Source organism: Halomonas sp. ALS9, from assembly GCF_001651035.1.
Lineage (GTDB): Bacteria > Pseudomonadota > Gammaproteobacteria > Pseudomonadales > Halomonadaceae > Vreelandella.
In genome coordinates this window covers 100,502-115,360 of record NZ_LXRG01000231.1, presented here as the reverse complement: position 1 = coordinate 115,360, position 14,859 = coordinate 100,502, and the positions used below count along the sequence as shown (strand labels likewise).

At 55.7% G+C, this 14,859-nt stretch carries 15 protein-coding genes; 13 read left to right on the top strand and 2 right to left on the bottom strand.

Features of this window, described 5'->3' with window-relative positions; genetic code table 11:
- Nucleotides 1-65: 65 nt before the first annotated feature.
- Nucleotides 66-554, bottom strand: coding sequence for an Rsd/AlgQ family anti-sigma factor (locus A6R74_RS20615; protein WP_064236337.1), 489 nt, complete (start codon nt 552-554; stop codon nt 66-68).
- 412 nt (nt 555-966) lie between these two features.
- Between A6R74_RS20615 and A6R74_RS20610 the strand changes: the two genes are divergently transcribed.
- The 13 genes from A6R74_RS20610 to A6R74_RS20550 all read left to right on the top strand — a co-directional run bounded on the left by A6R74_RS20610 (nt 967) and on the right by A6R74_RS20550 (nt 13,737).
- Nucleotides 967-3,252 carry a bifunctional salicylyl-CoA 5-hydroxylase/oxidoreductase gene (locus A6R74_RS20610; RefSeq protein ID WP_064236336.1) on the top strand — a complete coding sequence of 762 codons (2,286 nt, stop codon included), beginning with the start codon at nt 967-969 and terminating at the stop codon, nt 3,250-3,252.
- Nucleotides 3,249-3,992 (top strand): SDR family NAD(P)-dependent oxidoreductase, encoded by a 744-nt coding sequence (locus A6R74_RS20605; protein ID WP_064236335.1) that lies wholly within the window; start codon nt 3,249-3,251, stop codon nt 3,990-3,992. The genes A6R74_RS20610 and A6R74_RS20605 overlap by 4 nt, the downstream gene beginning before the upstream one ends.
- Nucleotides 3,989-4,456 (top strand): MarR family winged helix-turn-helix transcriptional regulator, encoded by a 468-nt coding sequence (locus A6R74_RS20600; protein WP_064236334.1) that lies wholly within the window; start codon nt 3,989-3,991, stop codon nt 4,454-4,456. Before A6R74_RS20605 ends, A6R74_RS20600 begins: the two co-directional genes overlap by 4 nt.
- Nucleotides 4,457-4,480: 24 nt before the next feature.
- Nucleotides 4,481-5,293, top strand: a complete 813-nt coding sequence (locus A6R74_RS20595; protein ID WP_064236333.1) for an enoyl-CoA hydratase family protein — start codon at nt 4,481-4,483, stop codon at nt 5,291-5,293.
- Nucleotides 5,293-6,426: an acyl-CoA dehydrogenase family protein gene (locus tag A6R74_RS20590; RefSeq protein WP_064236332.1), complete on the top strand. Its 1,134-nt coding sequence runs from the start codon at nt 5,293-5,295 to the stop codon at nt 6,424-6,426. The genes A6R74_RS20595 and A6R74_RS20590 overlap by 1 nt, the downstream gene beginning before the upstream one ends.
- A gap of 127 nt (nt 6,427-6,553) precedes the next feature.
- Complete coding sequence (locus tag A6R74_RS20585; protein ID WP_064236331.1) at nt 6,554-8,230, top strand: benzoate-CoA ligase family protein; 1,677 nt, start codon at nt 6,554-6,556, stop codon at nt 8,228-8,230.
- Between the two features lie 32 nt (nt 8,231-8,262).
- Nucleotides 8,263-9,405: an ABC transporter substrate-binding protein gene (locus A6R74_RS20580; protein WP_064236330.1), complete on the top strand. Its 1,143-nt coding sequence runs from the start codon at nt 8,263-8,265 to the stop codon at nt 9,403-9,405.
- A gap of 62 nt (nt 9,406-9,467) precedes the next feature.
- Complete coding sequence (locus A6R74_RS20575; protein WP_064236329.1) at nt 9,468-10,388, top strand: branched-chain amino acid ABC transporter permease; 921 nt, start codon at nt 9,468-9,470, stop codon at nt 10,386-10,388.
- The gene (locus A6R74_RS20570; RefSeq protein WP_240488287.1) at nt 10,381-11,424 is read left to right on the top strand and encodes a branched-chain amino acid ABC transporter permease; all 1,044 of its coding nucleotides are present in this window, start codon (nt 10,381-10,383) and stop codon (nt 11,422-11,424) included. The genes A6R74_RS20575 and A6R74_RS20570 overlap by 8 nt, the downstream gene beginning before the upstream one ends.
- The gene (locus tag A6R74_RS20565) at nt 11,417-12,169 is read left to right on the top strand and encodes an ABC transporter ATP-binding protein (protein ID WP_064236328.1); all 753 of its coding nucleotides are present in this window, start codon (nt 11,417-11,419) and stop codon (nt 12,167-12,169) included. Before A6R74_RS20570 ends, A6R74_RS20565 begins: the two co-directional genes overlap by 8 nt.
- Nucleotides 12,162-12,842 (top strand): ABC transporter ATP-binding protein, encoded by a 681-nt coding sequence (locus tag A6R74_RS20560; protein ID WP_064236327.1) that lies wholly within the window; start codon nt 12,162-12,164, stop codon nt 12,840-12,842. Before A6R74_RS20565 ends, A6R74_RS20560 begins: the two co-directional genes overlap by 8 nt.
- Nucleotides 12,843-12,904: 62 nt before the next feature.
- The gene (locus A6R74_RS20555; RefSeq protein WP_064236326.1) at nt 12,905-13,312 is read left to right on the top strand and encodes an acyl-CoA thioesterase; all 408 of its coding nucleotides are present in this window, start codon (nt 12,905-12,907) and stop codon (nt 13,310-13,312) included.
- Nucleotides 13,313-13,323: 11 nt separating this feature from the next.
- Nucleotides 13,324-13,737 (top strand): RidA family protein, encoded by a 414-nt coding sequence (locus A6R74_RS20550; RefSeq protein WP_064236325.1) that lies wholly within the window; start codon nt 13,324-13,326, stop codon nt 13,735-13,737.
- Nucleotides 13,738-13,958: 221 nt separating this feature from the next.
- Here A6R74_RS20550 and A6R74_RS20545 read toward each other — a convergent pair whose 3' ends face one another.
- Nucleotides 13,959-14,834, bottom strand: a complete 876-nt coding sequence (locus A6R74_RS20545) for an alpha/beta hydrolase (RefSeq protein ID WP_064236324.1) — start codon at nt 14,832-14,834, stop codon at nt 13,959-13,961.
- Nucleotides 14,835-14,859 lie beyond the last annotated feature (25 nt).

The following is a 14,859-nucleotide window of genomic DNA, read 5'->3' as shown; positions in this document are numbered from 1 at the left end:
GGTGAGTGGTGAGTGGTGAGAAGAGGCTAGCAAGCGCCGCGTGGCGGCGCCTGTTTCATAAGGTCTTAAGCGGGGGCTTTGGTGTGCTGCGGGCTATGAGCAGCATGTAAGCGTGCGATTAACTGGTCTTCCAGCGCGAAACGTTCGGTGAGGCCGCGGGCTAGGCGGTCGATCCAGGCGGGCAGGCGGGCGATATTTTGCTCGCAGCTAAGGGTCGAGCCAAAGTCGGTATCAAACTCCAACACCATCTCGGTGGACATTTCTAAACGCTCAAGCAACTTTTCTGCAATAACAAGCGCGCTTTCATCACCAAAGGCCTGCGCCTCTTCGGACAGTTGGGGATAAATCTCAAAGTGGCCAGCGCTGATATAATCCATCAACAGCTCACTGAAGGTATCAATAGGCGCTTTGCTGACTGCCTCCAGTTCAGCATCACAGGCTTCCTTCAGCTCAATAAAGCTAATCAATAGCTGACGACGCTGATCCAGCCAGCGGTCGATCAGGGTATGCACGCCTCCCCAGCGCTCCAGGGCATTTTTGCAATCTTCGAGCATGGGGCTTTCTCCTTAAACTCACCTTTAACTGCTATTAATAACGACTATTAATAACGTCTATTAACCGCTCAGAACAGAGAATAGGCTTAGAGTCGCGCCTCTCACTACCTCTGTCAATCCCAGCAAGTACGGTTTCCATGGTACTAAAAGTTCACTGCCCATAACGCTTTCATCTATGACTGATGACCAGCGTTCTCAAGCGGTTGATGCTGCCATATTTCTACTTCTTTTTATGCTCTCATCTTCCGGCCACCATTGCGAGCGCGGCAGCATACAGGTCGTTAAATGCTCGCCGGTACGCTAATAAAAGGCATTGGAAAAAAATAGTTTAAGCTTAAAAAGTTTATGCTTGAATTTTATTAATCCCTCGCCTATCTTCAGAAAAGAGCCTGCTTTCCTGTGGAGAACAACAATGAGAATTGCCTGCCTGGGTGGAGGGCCTGCCGGCCTTTATTTCGCTATCAGTATGAAACTGCAGGATCCTTCCCACGACATCGTGGTGCTTGAGCGTAACCGCCCAGACGATACCTTCGGCTGGGGCGTGGTGCTGTCAGACGAAACCCTCGACAACCTGGCAGCGAACGACCCGGTCAGCGCGGAACGTATCCGCGAGTATTTCGCCTACTGGGATGACATCGCAGTCGTTCATAAAGGCGTTAAAACGGTGTCTACAGGCCACGGCTTCTGCGGTATTGGCCGCCGCCAACTGCTGATTCTGCTCCAGGAGCGTGCTCGCGAGCTGGGCGTTGAAATGCGTTTTGAAACCGATGCCACAGAAGCCACCATTGAACAGTACCGGCAAGAGTATGACTTGGTATTGGCTGCCGATGGCCTTAATTCCCGCACCCGTCAGACCTATGCCGAACACTTCAAACCCGATATTGATGTCCGGGCGTGTAAGTTCGTTTGGCTAGGCACGCACCAGACCTTTAATGACGCCTTTACGTTTATTTTCGAACATACCGAACATGGCTGGGTGTGGGCCCACGCGTATCAATTTGATAAGGATACGGCGACCTTTATCGTCGAGTGCAGTGAAGCCACTTGGCAGGCGTTTGGCTTTGGCGAAATGAGCCAGCAGGAATCCATCGCAGTTTGCGAGCGCATCTTTGCCAAGCATCTCGACGGCCATGCGCTGATGACCAACGCCAACCACATCCGCGGCTCGGCGTGGATCAACTTCCCACGGGTACTCTGCGAGCGCTGGAGCTATGAGAATGTCGTGCTGATGGGCGATGCCGCAGCGACTGCCCACTTCTCGATTGGCTCGGGCTCCAAGCTTGCGCTGGAAAGCGCTATCTCGCTGGCTAACTGCCTACACAGTGAAAGTAGTATGCAAGCGGCGGTTGCCCGCTACGAAGAGGAGCGCCGTTTTGAAGTGCTGCGCTTGCAGTCCGCAGCGCGCAACTCCACCGAGTGGTTTGAGCAGATAGAGCGCTACCTGGATCTCGACCCGGTGCAGTTTAACTACTCGCTACTGACCCGCTCCCAGCGCATCAGCCATGAGAACCTGCGAGTGCGCGACCCACAGTGGCTGGAGAGCGCCGAGCGCTGGTTTCAAACCCAGGCAGGTAATCCAGACAGCGCCCGGGCACCGATGTTTGCGCCCTACCAATTGCGCGATATGACGCTGATTAACCGCGTGGTGGTCTCCCCTATGGCGCAGTACAAAGCCGTGGATGGCTGCCCTACCGATTGGCACTTTAGCCACTACGCCGAGCGGGCCAAAGGCGGCGCAGGCTTGGTGTATACCGAAATGACCTGCGTCAGCCCCACCGCTCGAATCACCCCCGGCTGCCCAGGTTTGTATGCCCCAGAGCACGAAGTGGCGTGGAAGCGGCTATGCGATTTTGTGCATACAGAAACCAACGCCAAGTTGTGCGCCCAACTAGGCCACTCCGGCCCTAAAGGCTCTACCCAGCTGGGCTGGCAGGAGATGGATGCCCCGCTTGCCGAGGGCAACTGGCCGATACTATCAGCCTCTGCTCAACCTTGGTCTGCACGCAACCAAGTGCCCAAGGCGATGGATCGCGATGATATGGAGCGGGTGCGCGACGAGTTCGTTCGCGCAGCGCAGATGGCCGACCGGGCAGGCTTCGATATGATCGAGATTCATGCTGCCCACGGCTATCTGCTCTCATCGTTTATTACTCCCCTGACCAATCACCGTGACGACGAATATGGCGGCTCGCTGGACAACTGCTTGCGCTACCCGCTTGAAGTTATCAACGCCGTACGCAGTTTTTGGCCCGCCCATAAACCGCTTTCAGTGCGTATTTCCGCCAACGACTGGTGCGGTGACGAAGGCATTACGCCTGACGATGCGGTAGAGATCGCCAAACGGCTGCGCGACGCTGAGGTGGATATTGTGGATGTCTCGGCCGGGCAAACCTCAACCCAGGCCAAGCCGGTGTATGGGCGTATGTTTCAAACGCCCTTCTCTGACCGGATCCGTAACGAGGCCTCGATTGCCACCATGGCGGTGGGCAATATTTATCAGGCCGACCATGTGAACTCGATTCTGATGGCTGGGCGCGCTGACTTAGTCTGTATCGCCCGCCCTCACTTGGCTGACCCCTACTGGCTGCTCCACGTTGCCGCAGGCTTGGGTGATAGCGAAGTCGAGTGGCCAGCGCCCTACCGGGCAGGAGCGGATCAACTGCAGCGCTTGGCTGAGCGTGGCGAGGGGTGGGTATGACGCTGCTCACAGATAAGCGCGTGGTGATTACCGGCGGTGGCAGCGGTATCGGTGCCGATATGGCCATGGCCTTTGCCGAAGCAGGCGCCAAGGTCACGATTACCGGTCGCCGGGAAGCGGCCCTTAAAGCGGTGGCAGATCAGCACAGTCACCTTGATTTCGCCGTGGTCGACGTTACCGATGAGGCCGCCATGGTGGCACTGTTCGAGACAATCGGCAGGGTCGATATCGTCATCGCCAACGCCGGGGCGGCGGAGAGCGCGCCGTTGACCAAGACCTCGTTTGAGCAGTGGCAGCGCATGCTCAACGTTAATCTAAGCGGAGTATTTCTGACTCTGCGCGAAGGCTTAAAGCAGTTGAACGACGGTGGACGACTAATCGCCGTGGCCTCCACCGCTGGCCTGAAAGGCTACGCCTATGTGGGCGCTTACTGCGCGGCAAAACATGGCGTGGTGGGCTTGGTGCGTTCGCTGGCAGCCGAAACAGCCACACGCAATATGACCGTCAATGCGCTCTGCCCTGGGTTTACCGACACTCCGCTACTCACTGCTAGCGTCGATAACATTGTGGCTAAAACCGGCCAATCCGCCGAACAGGCGACCTCTCACTTTGAATCCACCAACCCTACCGGGCGATTAGTCACCCCCGCCGAAGTGACCGCCACCGCTCTATGGCTATGCGGCCCTAACAGCGGCGCGATAAATGGACAGGCGATCTCAATCTCAGGAGGAGAGGTATGACAGCCGAAGGCCTAGGAAAAAATAGCTTAAGCAAGGAGCGACTGCGCTTATGGCTGCGCATGCTGCGGGTTACCCGCCAGGTTGAGGCCGAACTACGCGAACGCCTGCGAACGGAGCACGACTCTACGCTACCCCGCTTCGATGTCATGGCTGCGTTGTATGCCGCTGAAGAGGGCCTAAAAATGAACGAGCTCTCCAAACGGCTGCGGGTTTCCAATGGCAACGTCACCGGGATTATTGATCGTCTGGTGGAGGATGGCGCCGTGGAGCGTATTGCCATTGAGGGCGACCGGCGCGCTACGCGGGTCTGCCTGACCGTGGCTGGCAGAGACACCTTTAGAGGCATGGCCGTTGAGCATGAACGCTGGATCAATGCGCTATTTGAAGGGGTGAGCGAAGAGGACGCCCACCATATCGGCGAGTTGCTGCACCGCTTACCCGCTACTCCTAACGATGCCAATTAATCACCGACAGGCGAGAACAATAATATGAAGAGTATGGCTGGCTTAACCCCCGAGCACTTTATCTGGGAGATGAGAGGCGGAGTCGCGGTTATTCGGCTCAATCGCCCGGAGCGCAAAAACCCGTTGACCTTTGAGAGCTACGCCGAGCTACGCGATACCTTTCGTGATCTGGTGTATGCCTCGGATGTTCATGCCGTGGTGTTTACCTCCAACGGCGAAAACTTTTGCTCCGGCGGCGACGTTCACGAAATCATTGGCCCGCTGGTGGGCAAAGATATGAAAGGCCTACTCGAATTCACCCGCATGACCGGGGATCTGGTTAAAGCCATGCTCAACTGCGGCAAGCCGATTATTGCCGCCGTGGATGGCATCTGTGTTGGTGCGGGGGCGATTATCGCCATGTCTTCAGATATTCGCTTTGCCACCCCTCGCGCCAGCACGGCGTTTCTGTTTACCCGTGTGGGCTTGGCGGGCTGTGATATGGGCGCCTGCGCAATGCTACCGCGCATTATCGGCCAAGGCCGTGCGGCAGACCTGCTCTACAGCGGTCGCAGCATGAGTGCCGAAGAAGGCCTGCAGTGGGGATTTTACAACCGAGTGGTGGAACCAGAAGCCCTTGAAGAAGACGCCATCGCCTACGCCACCCGGTTGGCTAACGGCCCCACCTTTGCTCACAGCATTACCAAAACCCAGTTAAACCAGGAGTGGTCGATGAGCCTGGAACAGGCCATCGAATCGGAGGCCCAGGCCCAGGCGATCTGTATGCAAACCAATGATTTTGCACGCGCCTACCACGCCTTTGTAGCCAAACAAAAACCTGAGTTTAAGGGGGACTGATGAGCGACAAGAGTTTTCTAGCGTGGCCCTTTTTTGAGTCCCAGCATCGTGAGCTTTCCGAGCAACTTGAAGCGTGGTGCCGCGCAGAGCTGCCCCGCGACCACAGCGATGTAGATGCCACCTGTGTTCAGTTAGTGCGCGACCTGGGCAAAGCGGGCTTCTTAAAAGGCACCGCAGGCGACCATATCGATGTGCGCAGTCTCTGCCTGATTCGCGAAACCCTGGCCCGCCACGATGGCCTGGCGGATTTTGCTTTTGCAATGCAGGGGCTTGGCACCGGTGCGATCAGCCTATACGGCAGCGATGAACAGAAGCAGTGGCTGGACAGAACCCGCCGGGGTGAAGCCATTTCCGCCTTTGCCCTTAGCGAGCCCCGCTCTGGTTCCGATGTGGCCCAACTGGATACCACCGCCGAGCGTGACGGCGATAGCTACCGTTTAAATGGCGAGAAAACCTGGATCTCTAACGGCGGCATTGCCGACATCTATACAGTCTTCGCCCGCACCGGCGAAGGGCCAGGTGCCAAAGGACTGTCGGCCTTTTTGGTTCCTGCTGATACTCCGGGGCTGGAGATTCGTGAACGCTTGGAGTCGGTGGCGCCCCACCCGCTAGCGCGACTTGGCTTTAACAATATGGTGCTACCTGCCAGCGCTCTGATCGGCCAGCCGGGTCAGGGCTTTCGGATTGCCATGTCCGTGCTAGACGTTTTCCGCTCCACGGTAGGCGCCGCGGCACTTGGCTTCGCCCGCCGCGCGCTGGAAGAGTCGCTTTCCCGCAGCCGCTCTCGCGAGCTATTTGGCGCCACCCTCTCCGATCTGCAAATGGTGCAGGGTCACTTAGCCGATATGGCGCTGAATGTGGATGCCGCCGCCCTGCTGGTGTATCGCGCCGCCTGGACGAAAGATCAAGGCGCTGAACGGGTCACTCGCGAAGCGGCCATGGCCAAACTGTTTGCCACCGATCAGGCCCAGCAGGTGATTGATCAGGCAGTGCAGTTGCACGGCGGTGACGGCGTTCGCAAAGGCCATATTATCGAGAGCCTCTACCGCGAAATCCGCGCGCTGCGCATTTACGAAGGCGCTTCCGACGTCCAGAAAGTGGTCATCGCCCGCAGCATGCTCGCGGAGGAGTAAGCAGCAAAAAGCCGTAAAGCAAGTCACTAAAACAATAAAACACAACGCCAGACACCGTATCCCTGATAACGCCTCATGCAGAGGCGTCGTCAGGCATAAACAACGACACCAAATACGGAGGTTGGTCATGTATATCCAGTCGGCTCATGCTGATACTTTTGCGCGGGATAACCTGCCACCCATTGATAGTCAGCCTGAGTTTCTGCTCGCAGGCTACGATTATCCTGAACGCTTAAACGCAGGCGTAGAACTGTGCGACAGGCTGCTCGACCAGGGCCACGGTGAACGCATTGCCCTAGCGGGCAACGGCCGACGGCGAACGTACCAAGAACTTACCGAGTGGACCAACCGCCTCGCCCATGTGCTGGTGGAAGACCTGGGCGTCATTCCTGGCCAGCGAGTGCTGATTCGTTCGGCCAACAATCCAGCCATGGTGGCCTGCTGGCTGGCTGCCACCAAGGCAGGCGCTGTGGTCGTCAACACCATGCCGATGCTGCGCAGCAAAGAGCTTTGTCAGGTGATTGATAAAGCGGAAATCAGCCTCGCCCTCTGCGATACCCGACTGCTTGATGAGCTGGCCGAGTGCCAGGAGCAGAACCCGCTACTCAAGCGTATAGTCGGCTTTGACGGTACCGCCAACCATGACGCCGAACTTGACCGCTTGGCACTCAATAAACCCGCCACCTTCGATGCCGTGGATACCGCCGCCGACGATGTGGCGCTGCTGGGTTTCACCTCTGGCACTACCGGCTCGCCTAAAGCCACCATGCATTTTCATCGCGATCTACTGGTGATTGCCGATGGCTACGCCAAGGATGTCCTCCAGGTAACTCCGGAAGATGTATTCGTCGGTTCGCCCCCACTGGCGTTTACCTTTGGCCTGGGTGGGCTGGCGATCTTTCCGCTGCGCTTCGGCGCCACTGCCGTGCTGCTGGAACACGCCTCCCCGCCCAATATGATGGATATTATCCGCGAATATCAGGCCACGGTGGTGTTTACCGCCCCAACGGCATATCGCGCCATGCTCTCAGCGCCTACGCGTCATGAAGATTTAAGCAGCCTGCGCGTGGCGGTTTCCGCTGGCGAAACATTGCCAGCGCCGATTTATCACGACTGGATCAAGCAAACCGGTACGCCCATCATCGACGGTATTGGCGCGACTGAAATGCTGCATATCTTTATCTCTAACCGTCTGGAAGATCATCGCCCCAGCTGTACCGGCAAACCGGTGACCGGTTACGAAGCACGAATCGTTGATGACGAGATGAATGATGTACCTCACGGCACGGTGGGTAAGCTTGCCGTGCGCGGCCCCACTGGCTGTCGCTACCTAGCCGATAAGCGCCAGCAAAAGTATGTAAAGGCGGGCTGGAATATAACTGGCGATGCGTTTTATCAGGATGCAGACGGCTATTTTCATTTCGCCGCCCGCAATGACGATATGATTGTTTCAGCTGGCTATAACATCGCAGGCCCTGAAGTAGAAGCTGCACTACTGGCCCACCCGGCTGTTAAAGAGTGCGCTGTGATTGGTGCCCCAAGTGAAGAACGCGGGCAAATTGTCGAGGCTTTTGTTGTTCTAAACGATGGTTTTCAGCAAGATGAAGATTGTCAGCAAATGTTGCAGGACTTCGTCAAACAGACTATCGCGCCCTATAAGTACCCTCGCTCCATACGTTTTATCGAGGCGCTACCAAAAACAACCACGGGTAAAGTTCAGCGTTTTAGGCTGAGCCAGGAGCATTATCCCAGCGCTGGCTCTGCTTGCTCTGGTGCCACATCAAAAAACGTACAACCCTCTTAGCAATAAAACGATTACATAATGAGGAACTTGCTATGAAACAGATAACTCGCTTAGGCCTTGGTTTACTGCTCTCTTCAAGTGTGCTGACCGCCCACGCCGAAGAGGTCAAAATCGGCATGATCACTACGCTATCAGGGGGCGGTTCGCACCTGGGCGTGGACGTTCGAGATGGCTTTATGCTGGCCCTTGAGCAGTCGGGCCGCGACGATGTAGAAGTACTGATTCAAGACGATGCTAACCGCCCTGACTTGGCCCGCAGCTTAGCGGATGAGTTTATGCAGCGGGATAACGTCGATATTCTCACCGGCATTATCTGGTCGAATCTAGCCATGGCGGTGGTTCCTTCCGTAACCCGCCAGGGCACTTTCTACCTCTCACCTAATGCTGGGCCTTCTGATTTAGCGGGCCGTATGTGTCATGAAAACTACTTCAACGTGGCGTACCAGAACGACAACCTACACGGCGCCATGGGCGCTTATATGCGCGAAGAAGGCTACGAGCGGCCGATTATTATGGCGCCCAACTACCCCGCGGGCACCGACGCGCTAGCGGGCTTCAAGCACCTTTATGAAGGTGAAGTGGTCGACGAGCTTTATACCCAAATGGGTCAAACCGACTACGCGGCTGAAATTGCCCAGATCCGCGCCAGCGATGCGGACAGCCTGTTCTTCTTCCTGCCTGGTGGCATGGGTATCTCGTTTATGAAGCAGTGGGAGAGCTCCGGCGTTGATATGCCTATCTTTGGCGCGGCCTTCTCTTTTGACGAAATCCTGATTAAAGCAGTAGGCAGTGCCGCCATTGGCGCTCGTAATACCTCGCTGTGGGCTTATGACCTTGAAAACGAAGCGAATGACCGCTTCGTCGAGGGCTTCCAAGCCGCCTATAACCGCATGCCCACCCTTTACGCGGCGCAGGGCTACGACACCGCCAACTTGATTCTTAGCGCCCTCGACGTTGCCCACCCTGACGATCAAGACGCTTTCCGCGAAGCACTGCGGGCCGCCGACTTCGACAGCGTGCGCGGCGAGTTCCGCTTTGGCCCTAACCACCACCCCATTCAGGATATTTACGTTCGTGAAGTGGTGGAAGGTGACGATGGCGAACCTACCAATCGCCTGATCGGTGTCGCTGTTGAAGATATTCAAGACATCTATTTTGAGCAGTGCCAGATGTAATGTCGCCGCGGCTGGGTGTCACCACCCAGCCTTAACTCTTTACATGATTAAGGATGCCCCACGTGTCCGTTACTCTGCTAATTGAGCAAATACTTAACGGCGTACAGCTTGGCACCATGCTGTTTTTGATGGCCAGCGGCCTTACTCTGGTATTCGGAGTAATGGGGTTGATCAATCTGGCCCACGGCTCCTTTTATATGGTGGGTGCCTACGCCACTGCTGCGGTGACTGCTTCAACCGGCTCTTTTTTGATTGGCTTGAGTGCCGGGATTGCCGCCGCAGCCTGCGTTGGTGCGTTGGTGGAACTGCTCGTTATTCGACGACTTTATCACCGCCCCCATCTTGACCAGGTGTTGGCGACCTTTGCGCTTATTCTGATTTTTTCCGAAGGCACGCGTTGGATTTTCGGTTCGTCGCCCATGCGGCTTAGCCCGCCTTCCTGGTTAACCGGGTTTGTCACCCTGCCGGGCGACACCCGCTACCCGATTTATCGGCTCATGTTGATTGGGGTAGGCATTGTTATTTCTATCGCGCTTTACTTTCTTATTTCTAAAACACGCCTGGGCATGCGGATTCGCGCTGGTGAAAGCGACCGCGAAATGATTGGTGCCCTGGGGGTGAATATTTCCAAGCTCTACACCGTGGTATTTGCGCTGGGCGCGGGGTTGGCAGGCTTAGCCGGTGCGTTGGTGGGCGCGCTGCAATCTGTGCAGGTAGGCATGGGTGAACCGGTGCTTATCCTGGCCTTTGTAGTGATCGTGATTGGTGGTATTGGCTCAATCAAAGGCGCGCTACTTGGGGCGCTGTTGGTTGGCCTTGTGGATACCCTCGGCCGGGTCTATTTGCCAATTTTCTTCCGTGCCTTTATGCCGCCTTCTGAGGCTTCCGGGGTCGGTGCGGCGCTGGCCGCTATGCTGATCTATATCCTCATGGCCGTTATTCTCGCCTTCAAGCCAAAGGGACTGTTCTCTGCTCATGACTAATAACACTTCCTCAGGCGTGGCTCACGCTCCGTTAGTCGGCAAAGCGGGCAGCTCCTTTGATCGCAAAGGGCTAGTGCAGATAACGCTGCTCAGTCTGCTGCTGTTAGTGCCCATAGCGGCTTATTTTCTGGGCCATATCTATTACGTTAATTTGGCTTCGCGGATGACCATTATTGCCATGGCCGCTGTGGGCCTTAACCTGGCGATTGGCTATGGCGGCATGGTCAGTTTTGGCCATGCCGCCTATTTCGGTCTGGGCGGCTATGTAGCAGGCATTAGCGCCTACCACGCGTTTGATTACTCGCCTTTTATGACTTGGCCTTTCAGCGTGCCGGGCAGTGATAGCCTGCTGGTGGTGTGGCTGGCCGCGGTCATACTGTGTGCACTGCTAGCGCTGGTGATCGGTGCTATTTCGCTGCGCACTACCGGGGTGTATTTCATTATGATCACCCTTGCCTTTGCCCAGATGATTTATTACTTCGCGAATTCTTGGCCAACCTATGGCGGCGAAGATGGCCTGCCTATTTATATACGTAACACCCTCCCTCTGTTCGATAGCAGCAATGCATTAACCTATTTTCTGATCTGCTTCACTGGGCTGGTGCTGGCCATGGCGATCACCTCACGGCTGATGAAATCCCGCTTTGGCGCCGCCCTGACCATGGCGCGGCTTAACGATGTGCGTTTGGCCACTGCCGGTATTAGCCCCTACCCCATTCGCCTGGTGGCATTTGTGGTTTCTGCCGCCATCACCGGGCTTGCCGGGGCGCTCTACGCGGATCTAAATGGTTTTGTTAGCCCCAACATGCTCAGTTGGCACTTCTCCGGTGAACTGATGGTGATTGTGATTCTAGGCGGCGTGGGCCGCCTTTATGGGCCCCTGGCCGGTGCGGTGCTGTTTATAATGATGGAGACTTTTCTCGGAGGCGTTACCCAGTATTGGCAGCTATTCCTGGGTTTAGTCCTGCTTGGCGTGGTGCTGTTTGCCAAACACGGGGTGATGGGTTGGTTGGCTGGGAGGGAGCGCAATGAGTAATGCCGTTCTTTCTCTACAGAAATTGAACAAACACTTTGGCGCTCTGCAGGCGACCAGCGATGTTTCGCTGGATCTTAAGCCAAGGGAAATTCATGCGCTAATTGGCCCCAATGGGGCGGGTAAATCGACGTTAATCGGCCAAATCGCCGGCAATATACGCCCTGATGAGGGCCGCGTTTTTCTAGCGGACACCGAAATCACCGGCATGAGTATTGCTCAGCGCGCCCGCATGGGGCTGGGGCGTAGTTTTCAGGTCTCCTCGCTGGCTGAACCATTATCGGTGATGCGCAATGTGATGATGGGCGTTCAAGCGCTGCAGAGTCATAGCTTTCGTTTTTGGAAACCCGTCGCCAAAGATCGGCAACTGCTTGAACCTGCTTATGAGGCGCTGGAGCGGATGCAGCTTAGCCATCGCGCCTGGACGCCGGTATTTGAGCTTTCCCATGGTGAACGCCGTCAAGTAGAGGTGGCCTGTGCCCTGGCACTCAAGCCCCGCGCGCTGTTACTCGATGAACCCATGGCAGGCTTGGGCCCGGAAGGCTCAGCCAAGCTTACCGAGTTGCTTGAAGCGCTGAAGTTGGAAGTGCCTATTTTGCTGATTGAGCATGACATGGAAGCGGTATTTCGGCTTGCTGATCGTATTTCTGTTTTGGTCTCTGGCAGCGTTATTGCCCATGGCGATAGCCAAACCATCAGACAGGATCCGCGCGTCCGTGAAGCCTACCTGGGAGATTCTGATGCTTAAGGTTGCTGACATTGAAACGTTCTATGGCCCCTCCCAGGCGCTATTTGGCGTCAACCTTGAAGTGAACGCCGGGGAAATGGTGGCGTTGATGGGCCGCAATGGGATGGGTAAAACCACCACCATTCGCTCGATATTTGGTCTGACTCAAGCTAGCCGCGGCACTATTGAATTTGAGTCTCAAGACATACGCCGTTTGCCCGCTTATCGCATCGCTAAGGCGGGGTTGGGTTTGGTACCTGAGGGGCGCCGCTGCTTTCCCAATTTATCCGTACGCGAAAACCTGCTGGTCACCGCTCGCCCCGGCGAGTGGACACTGGAGAAAGTAGAAACGCTGTTTCCGCGTTTGGAGGAGCGTCGGGCGCAAATGGCCAAGACTCTCTCCGGCGGTGAGCAGCAGATGCTGGCCATTGGCCGAGCGTTGATGACCAACCCACGCTTGCTGGTGCTCGATGAAGCCACCGAAGGGTTAGCGCCGGTGATTCGTCAGGAGATTTGGCGGGCGATTCGGCTGCTTAAGGAGCAAGGCCAGGCGACGCTGTTGGTAGATAAGTCGTTAAGCGAAATTCTGCCTATTGCTGACCGCTGCACCATTTTAGAAAAGGGCAGCACGGTGTGGGATGGCAAACCCGCCGCGCTGGATAGCACCGTTCGTGACCGATACCTGGGCGTGTAGTTAAGAATAAGTTAAGAATAAGCTAAGAATAAGTTGAGAATAAAGCAGGGAGGACAATAACAATGGCGTTTACCACGCAGCGGAAAGTCCGCTTTCAGCACTGTGATCCGGCAGGTATTGTGTTTTATCCCCGCTATTTCGAGATGATTAACTCCGTGGTGGAGGATTGGTTTGAGGAGGTTGTGCACCACGACTTTAACCTACTACATGTGGAAACCGGTACAGGCGTGCCCACGGCCGCCATCGACACCCAGTTTCACGCGCCTAGCCGGTTGGGCGAACGGCTGACCTTTGAATTAAGGGTTCAGTCTATGGGGCGTAGCAGTTTAACGCTGCAGATTATCGCTTATTGCGGAGAGCAAAAGCGCTTAACCAGCGATTCAACCCTGGTATTTGTGGATTTAAGTAGCGGTAAGCCGATGCCATGGACAGAGGCAATACGCCAGCATATTACCGTTGATAACCTATAAGGATAGCCATAATGAGTGACGCCACCTTTCATCAGCTTCTTCACCCTTCCCATTGGAAACCGGCCATCGGCTACGCTAACGGCGTGCTTGCCTCAGGCCAGACGGTTTTTGTCGGCGGTCAGATTGGTTGGAATGCCGATCAGGTATTTGAAAGCGATGACTTTGTTGTTCAAGTGAACCAAGCGCTACAAAACATCGTGGCGATTTTAAAAGAGGCGGATGCAGGCCCGGAACATATCGTTCGGTTAACCTGGTATGTGACGGACAAGCGGGAGTATCTGGCCCGGCTTAAAGAAGTGGGCGGCGCTTATCGTGAGGTGCTGGGCAAGCATTTCCCGGCAATGACCATGGTGCAGGTGGCGGGACTTGTGGAAGATCAGGCTAAGGTGGAAATCGAAGCAACGGCGGTTATTCCTGCAAATTAAGGACAATCAAAAGTGCCTCTAGCAGAGTACAAAGAGGTGCGCCGGATCGAAACAACCTTCCGCGGGGGCGCTGTGAACCCGTCCTTGGGCGCTACTTTTTCCATCTGACCGCCATGGATGGCGGAAATGCCGGAATTGTCAGGAACACTTTCCGGCCATGGCGAAAGACCCCCGCTTCAGGCTATTTCGATCCTGTGATGAGTAGCTTTGCTAGGTTTTAATCAAATCTCAACGCTAGCGTGAAACCCTTTAATCCACTCAACAAAACAGCCATCGTTTAGATAGTGTTCAAGAATCGAGAAGTGATCCACATCGGAAAGTAGCTGCTGGGTAACAGTTTGGCCCTGCTGGCTCAAATGATCAGCGTAGCTACTCATCTGCCGCTCAAATTCATCGGACTCCAATGCCCCTGCTACCAGCTTTATCGGTGCAGCCACTCGGCACGGCAGCCATAGCGGGCTGAACTCCTGCACATCGCGACCGGTTAGCTGAAGCTTGGGCTGCAGCCACGACCAGGGAAAAGGCCGCAGATCGTAGAGTCCGCTCACACATAGCACGCCGCGAATTAGCTGATTCGGCAAACCAAAGATGCCCTCCCAGTCTGTCGACATCAGCATGGCACAGAGATGCCCACCTGCTGAGTGCCCCGAAATACTCAGCTGCTCAGTGTCGATGTTTAACTCAGCGGCATGGGTATAAACGTAGGCGACGGCAGCCTGAGCCTGACGCACAATCTCGCTAAAGCGCACCTGCGGGCAGAGCGCGTAGTTGACCACTGCCACCGTAATACCCGCGTTTACCAAGTCATCCACAATAAAGCTAAATTCACGGTGACTCAGTGAGCGCCAGTAGCCACCGTGGAAAAACACGTGAACAGGGGCTTGGGGCTTATCGACAGGAGATGCATCGGCATGAAAGATATCCATGCGTTCAGTAAGCGAATGCCCGTAAGGGACATCTAGACTTACCCGGTGGCGTGCGCGAGAGGTCTCGCTACGCTCACGCCAATCCTTTACCAACACCGCCGGGTCACGACCCAACATCGGGTCGTAGGCACGGTCGATCTCTTCTTGAGTCGTAAAATGTTGATAAAGCATGTACGTCTCCTTATCGCTGACGCCC

Coding starts and splice junctions, on each gene's coding strand:
- A6R74_RS20615 (WP_064236337.1), bottom strand. CDS start 554: ATGCTCGAAGATTGCAAAAATGCCCTGGAGCGCTGGGGAGGCGTGCAT.
- A6R74_RS20610 (WP_064236336.1), top strand. CDS start 967: ATGAGAATTGCCTGCCTGGGTGGAGGGCCTGCCGGCCTTTATTTCGCT.
- A6R74_RS20605 (WP_064236335.1), top strand. CDS start 3,249: ATGACGCTGCTCACAGATAAGCGCGTGGTGATTACCGGCGGTGGCAGC.
- A6R74_RS20600 (WP_064236334.1), top strand. CDS start 3,989: ATGACAGCCGAAGGCCTAGGAAAAAATAGCTTAAGCAAGGAGCGACTG.
- A6R74_RS20595 (WP_064236333.1), top strand. CDS start 4,481: ATGAAGAGTATGGCTGGCTTAACCCCCGAGCACTTTATCTGGGAGATG.
- A6R74_RS20590 (WP_064236332.1), top strand. CDS start 5,293: ATGAGCGACAAGAGTTTTCTAGCGTGGCCCTTTTTTGAGTCCCAGCAT.
- A6R74_RS20585 (WP_064236331.1), top strand. CDS start 6,554: ATGTATATCCAGTCGGCTCATGCTGATACTTTTGCGCGGGATAACCTG.
- A6R74_RS20580 (WP_064236330.1), top strand. CDS start 8,263: ATGAAACAGATAACTCGCTTAGGCCTTGGTTTACTGCTCTCTTCAAGT.
- A6R74_RS20570 (WP_240488287.1), top strand. CDS start 10,381: ATGACTAATAACACTTCCTCAGGCGTGGCTCACGCTCCGTTAGTCGGC.
- A6R74_RS20565 (WP_064236328.1), top strand. CDS start 11,417: ATGAGTAATGCCGTTCTTTCTCTACAGAAATTGAACAAACACTTTGGC.
- A6R74_RS20560 (WP_064236327.1), top strand. CDS start 12,162: ATGCTTAAGGTTGCTGACATTGAAACGTTCTATGGCCCCTCCCAGGCG.
- A6R74_RS20555 (WP_064236326.1), top strand. CDS start 12,905: ATGGCGTTTACCACGCAGCGGAAAGTCCGCTTTCAGCACTGTGATCCG.
- A6R74_RS20550 (WP_064236325.1), top strand. CDS start 13,324: ATGAGTGACGCCACCTTTCATCAGCTTCTTCACCCTTCCCATTGGAAA.
- A6R74_RS20545 (WP_064236324.1), bottom strand. CDS start 14,834: ATGCTTTATCAACATTTTACGACTCAAGAAGAGATCGACCGTGCCTAC.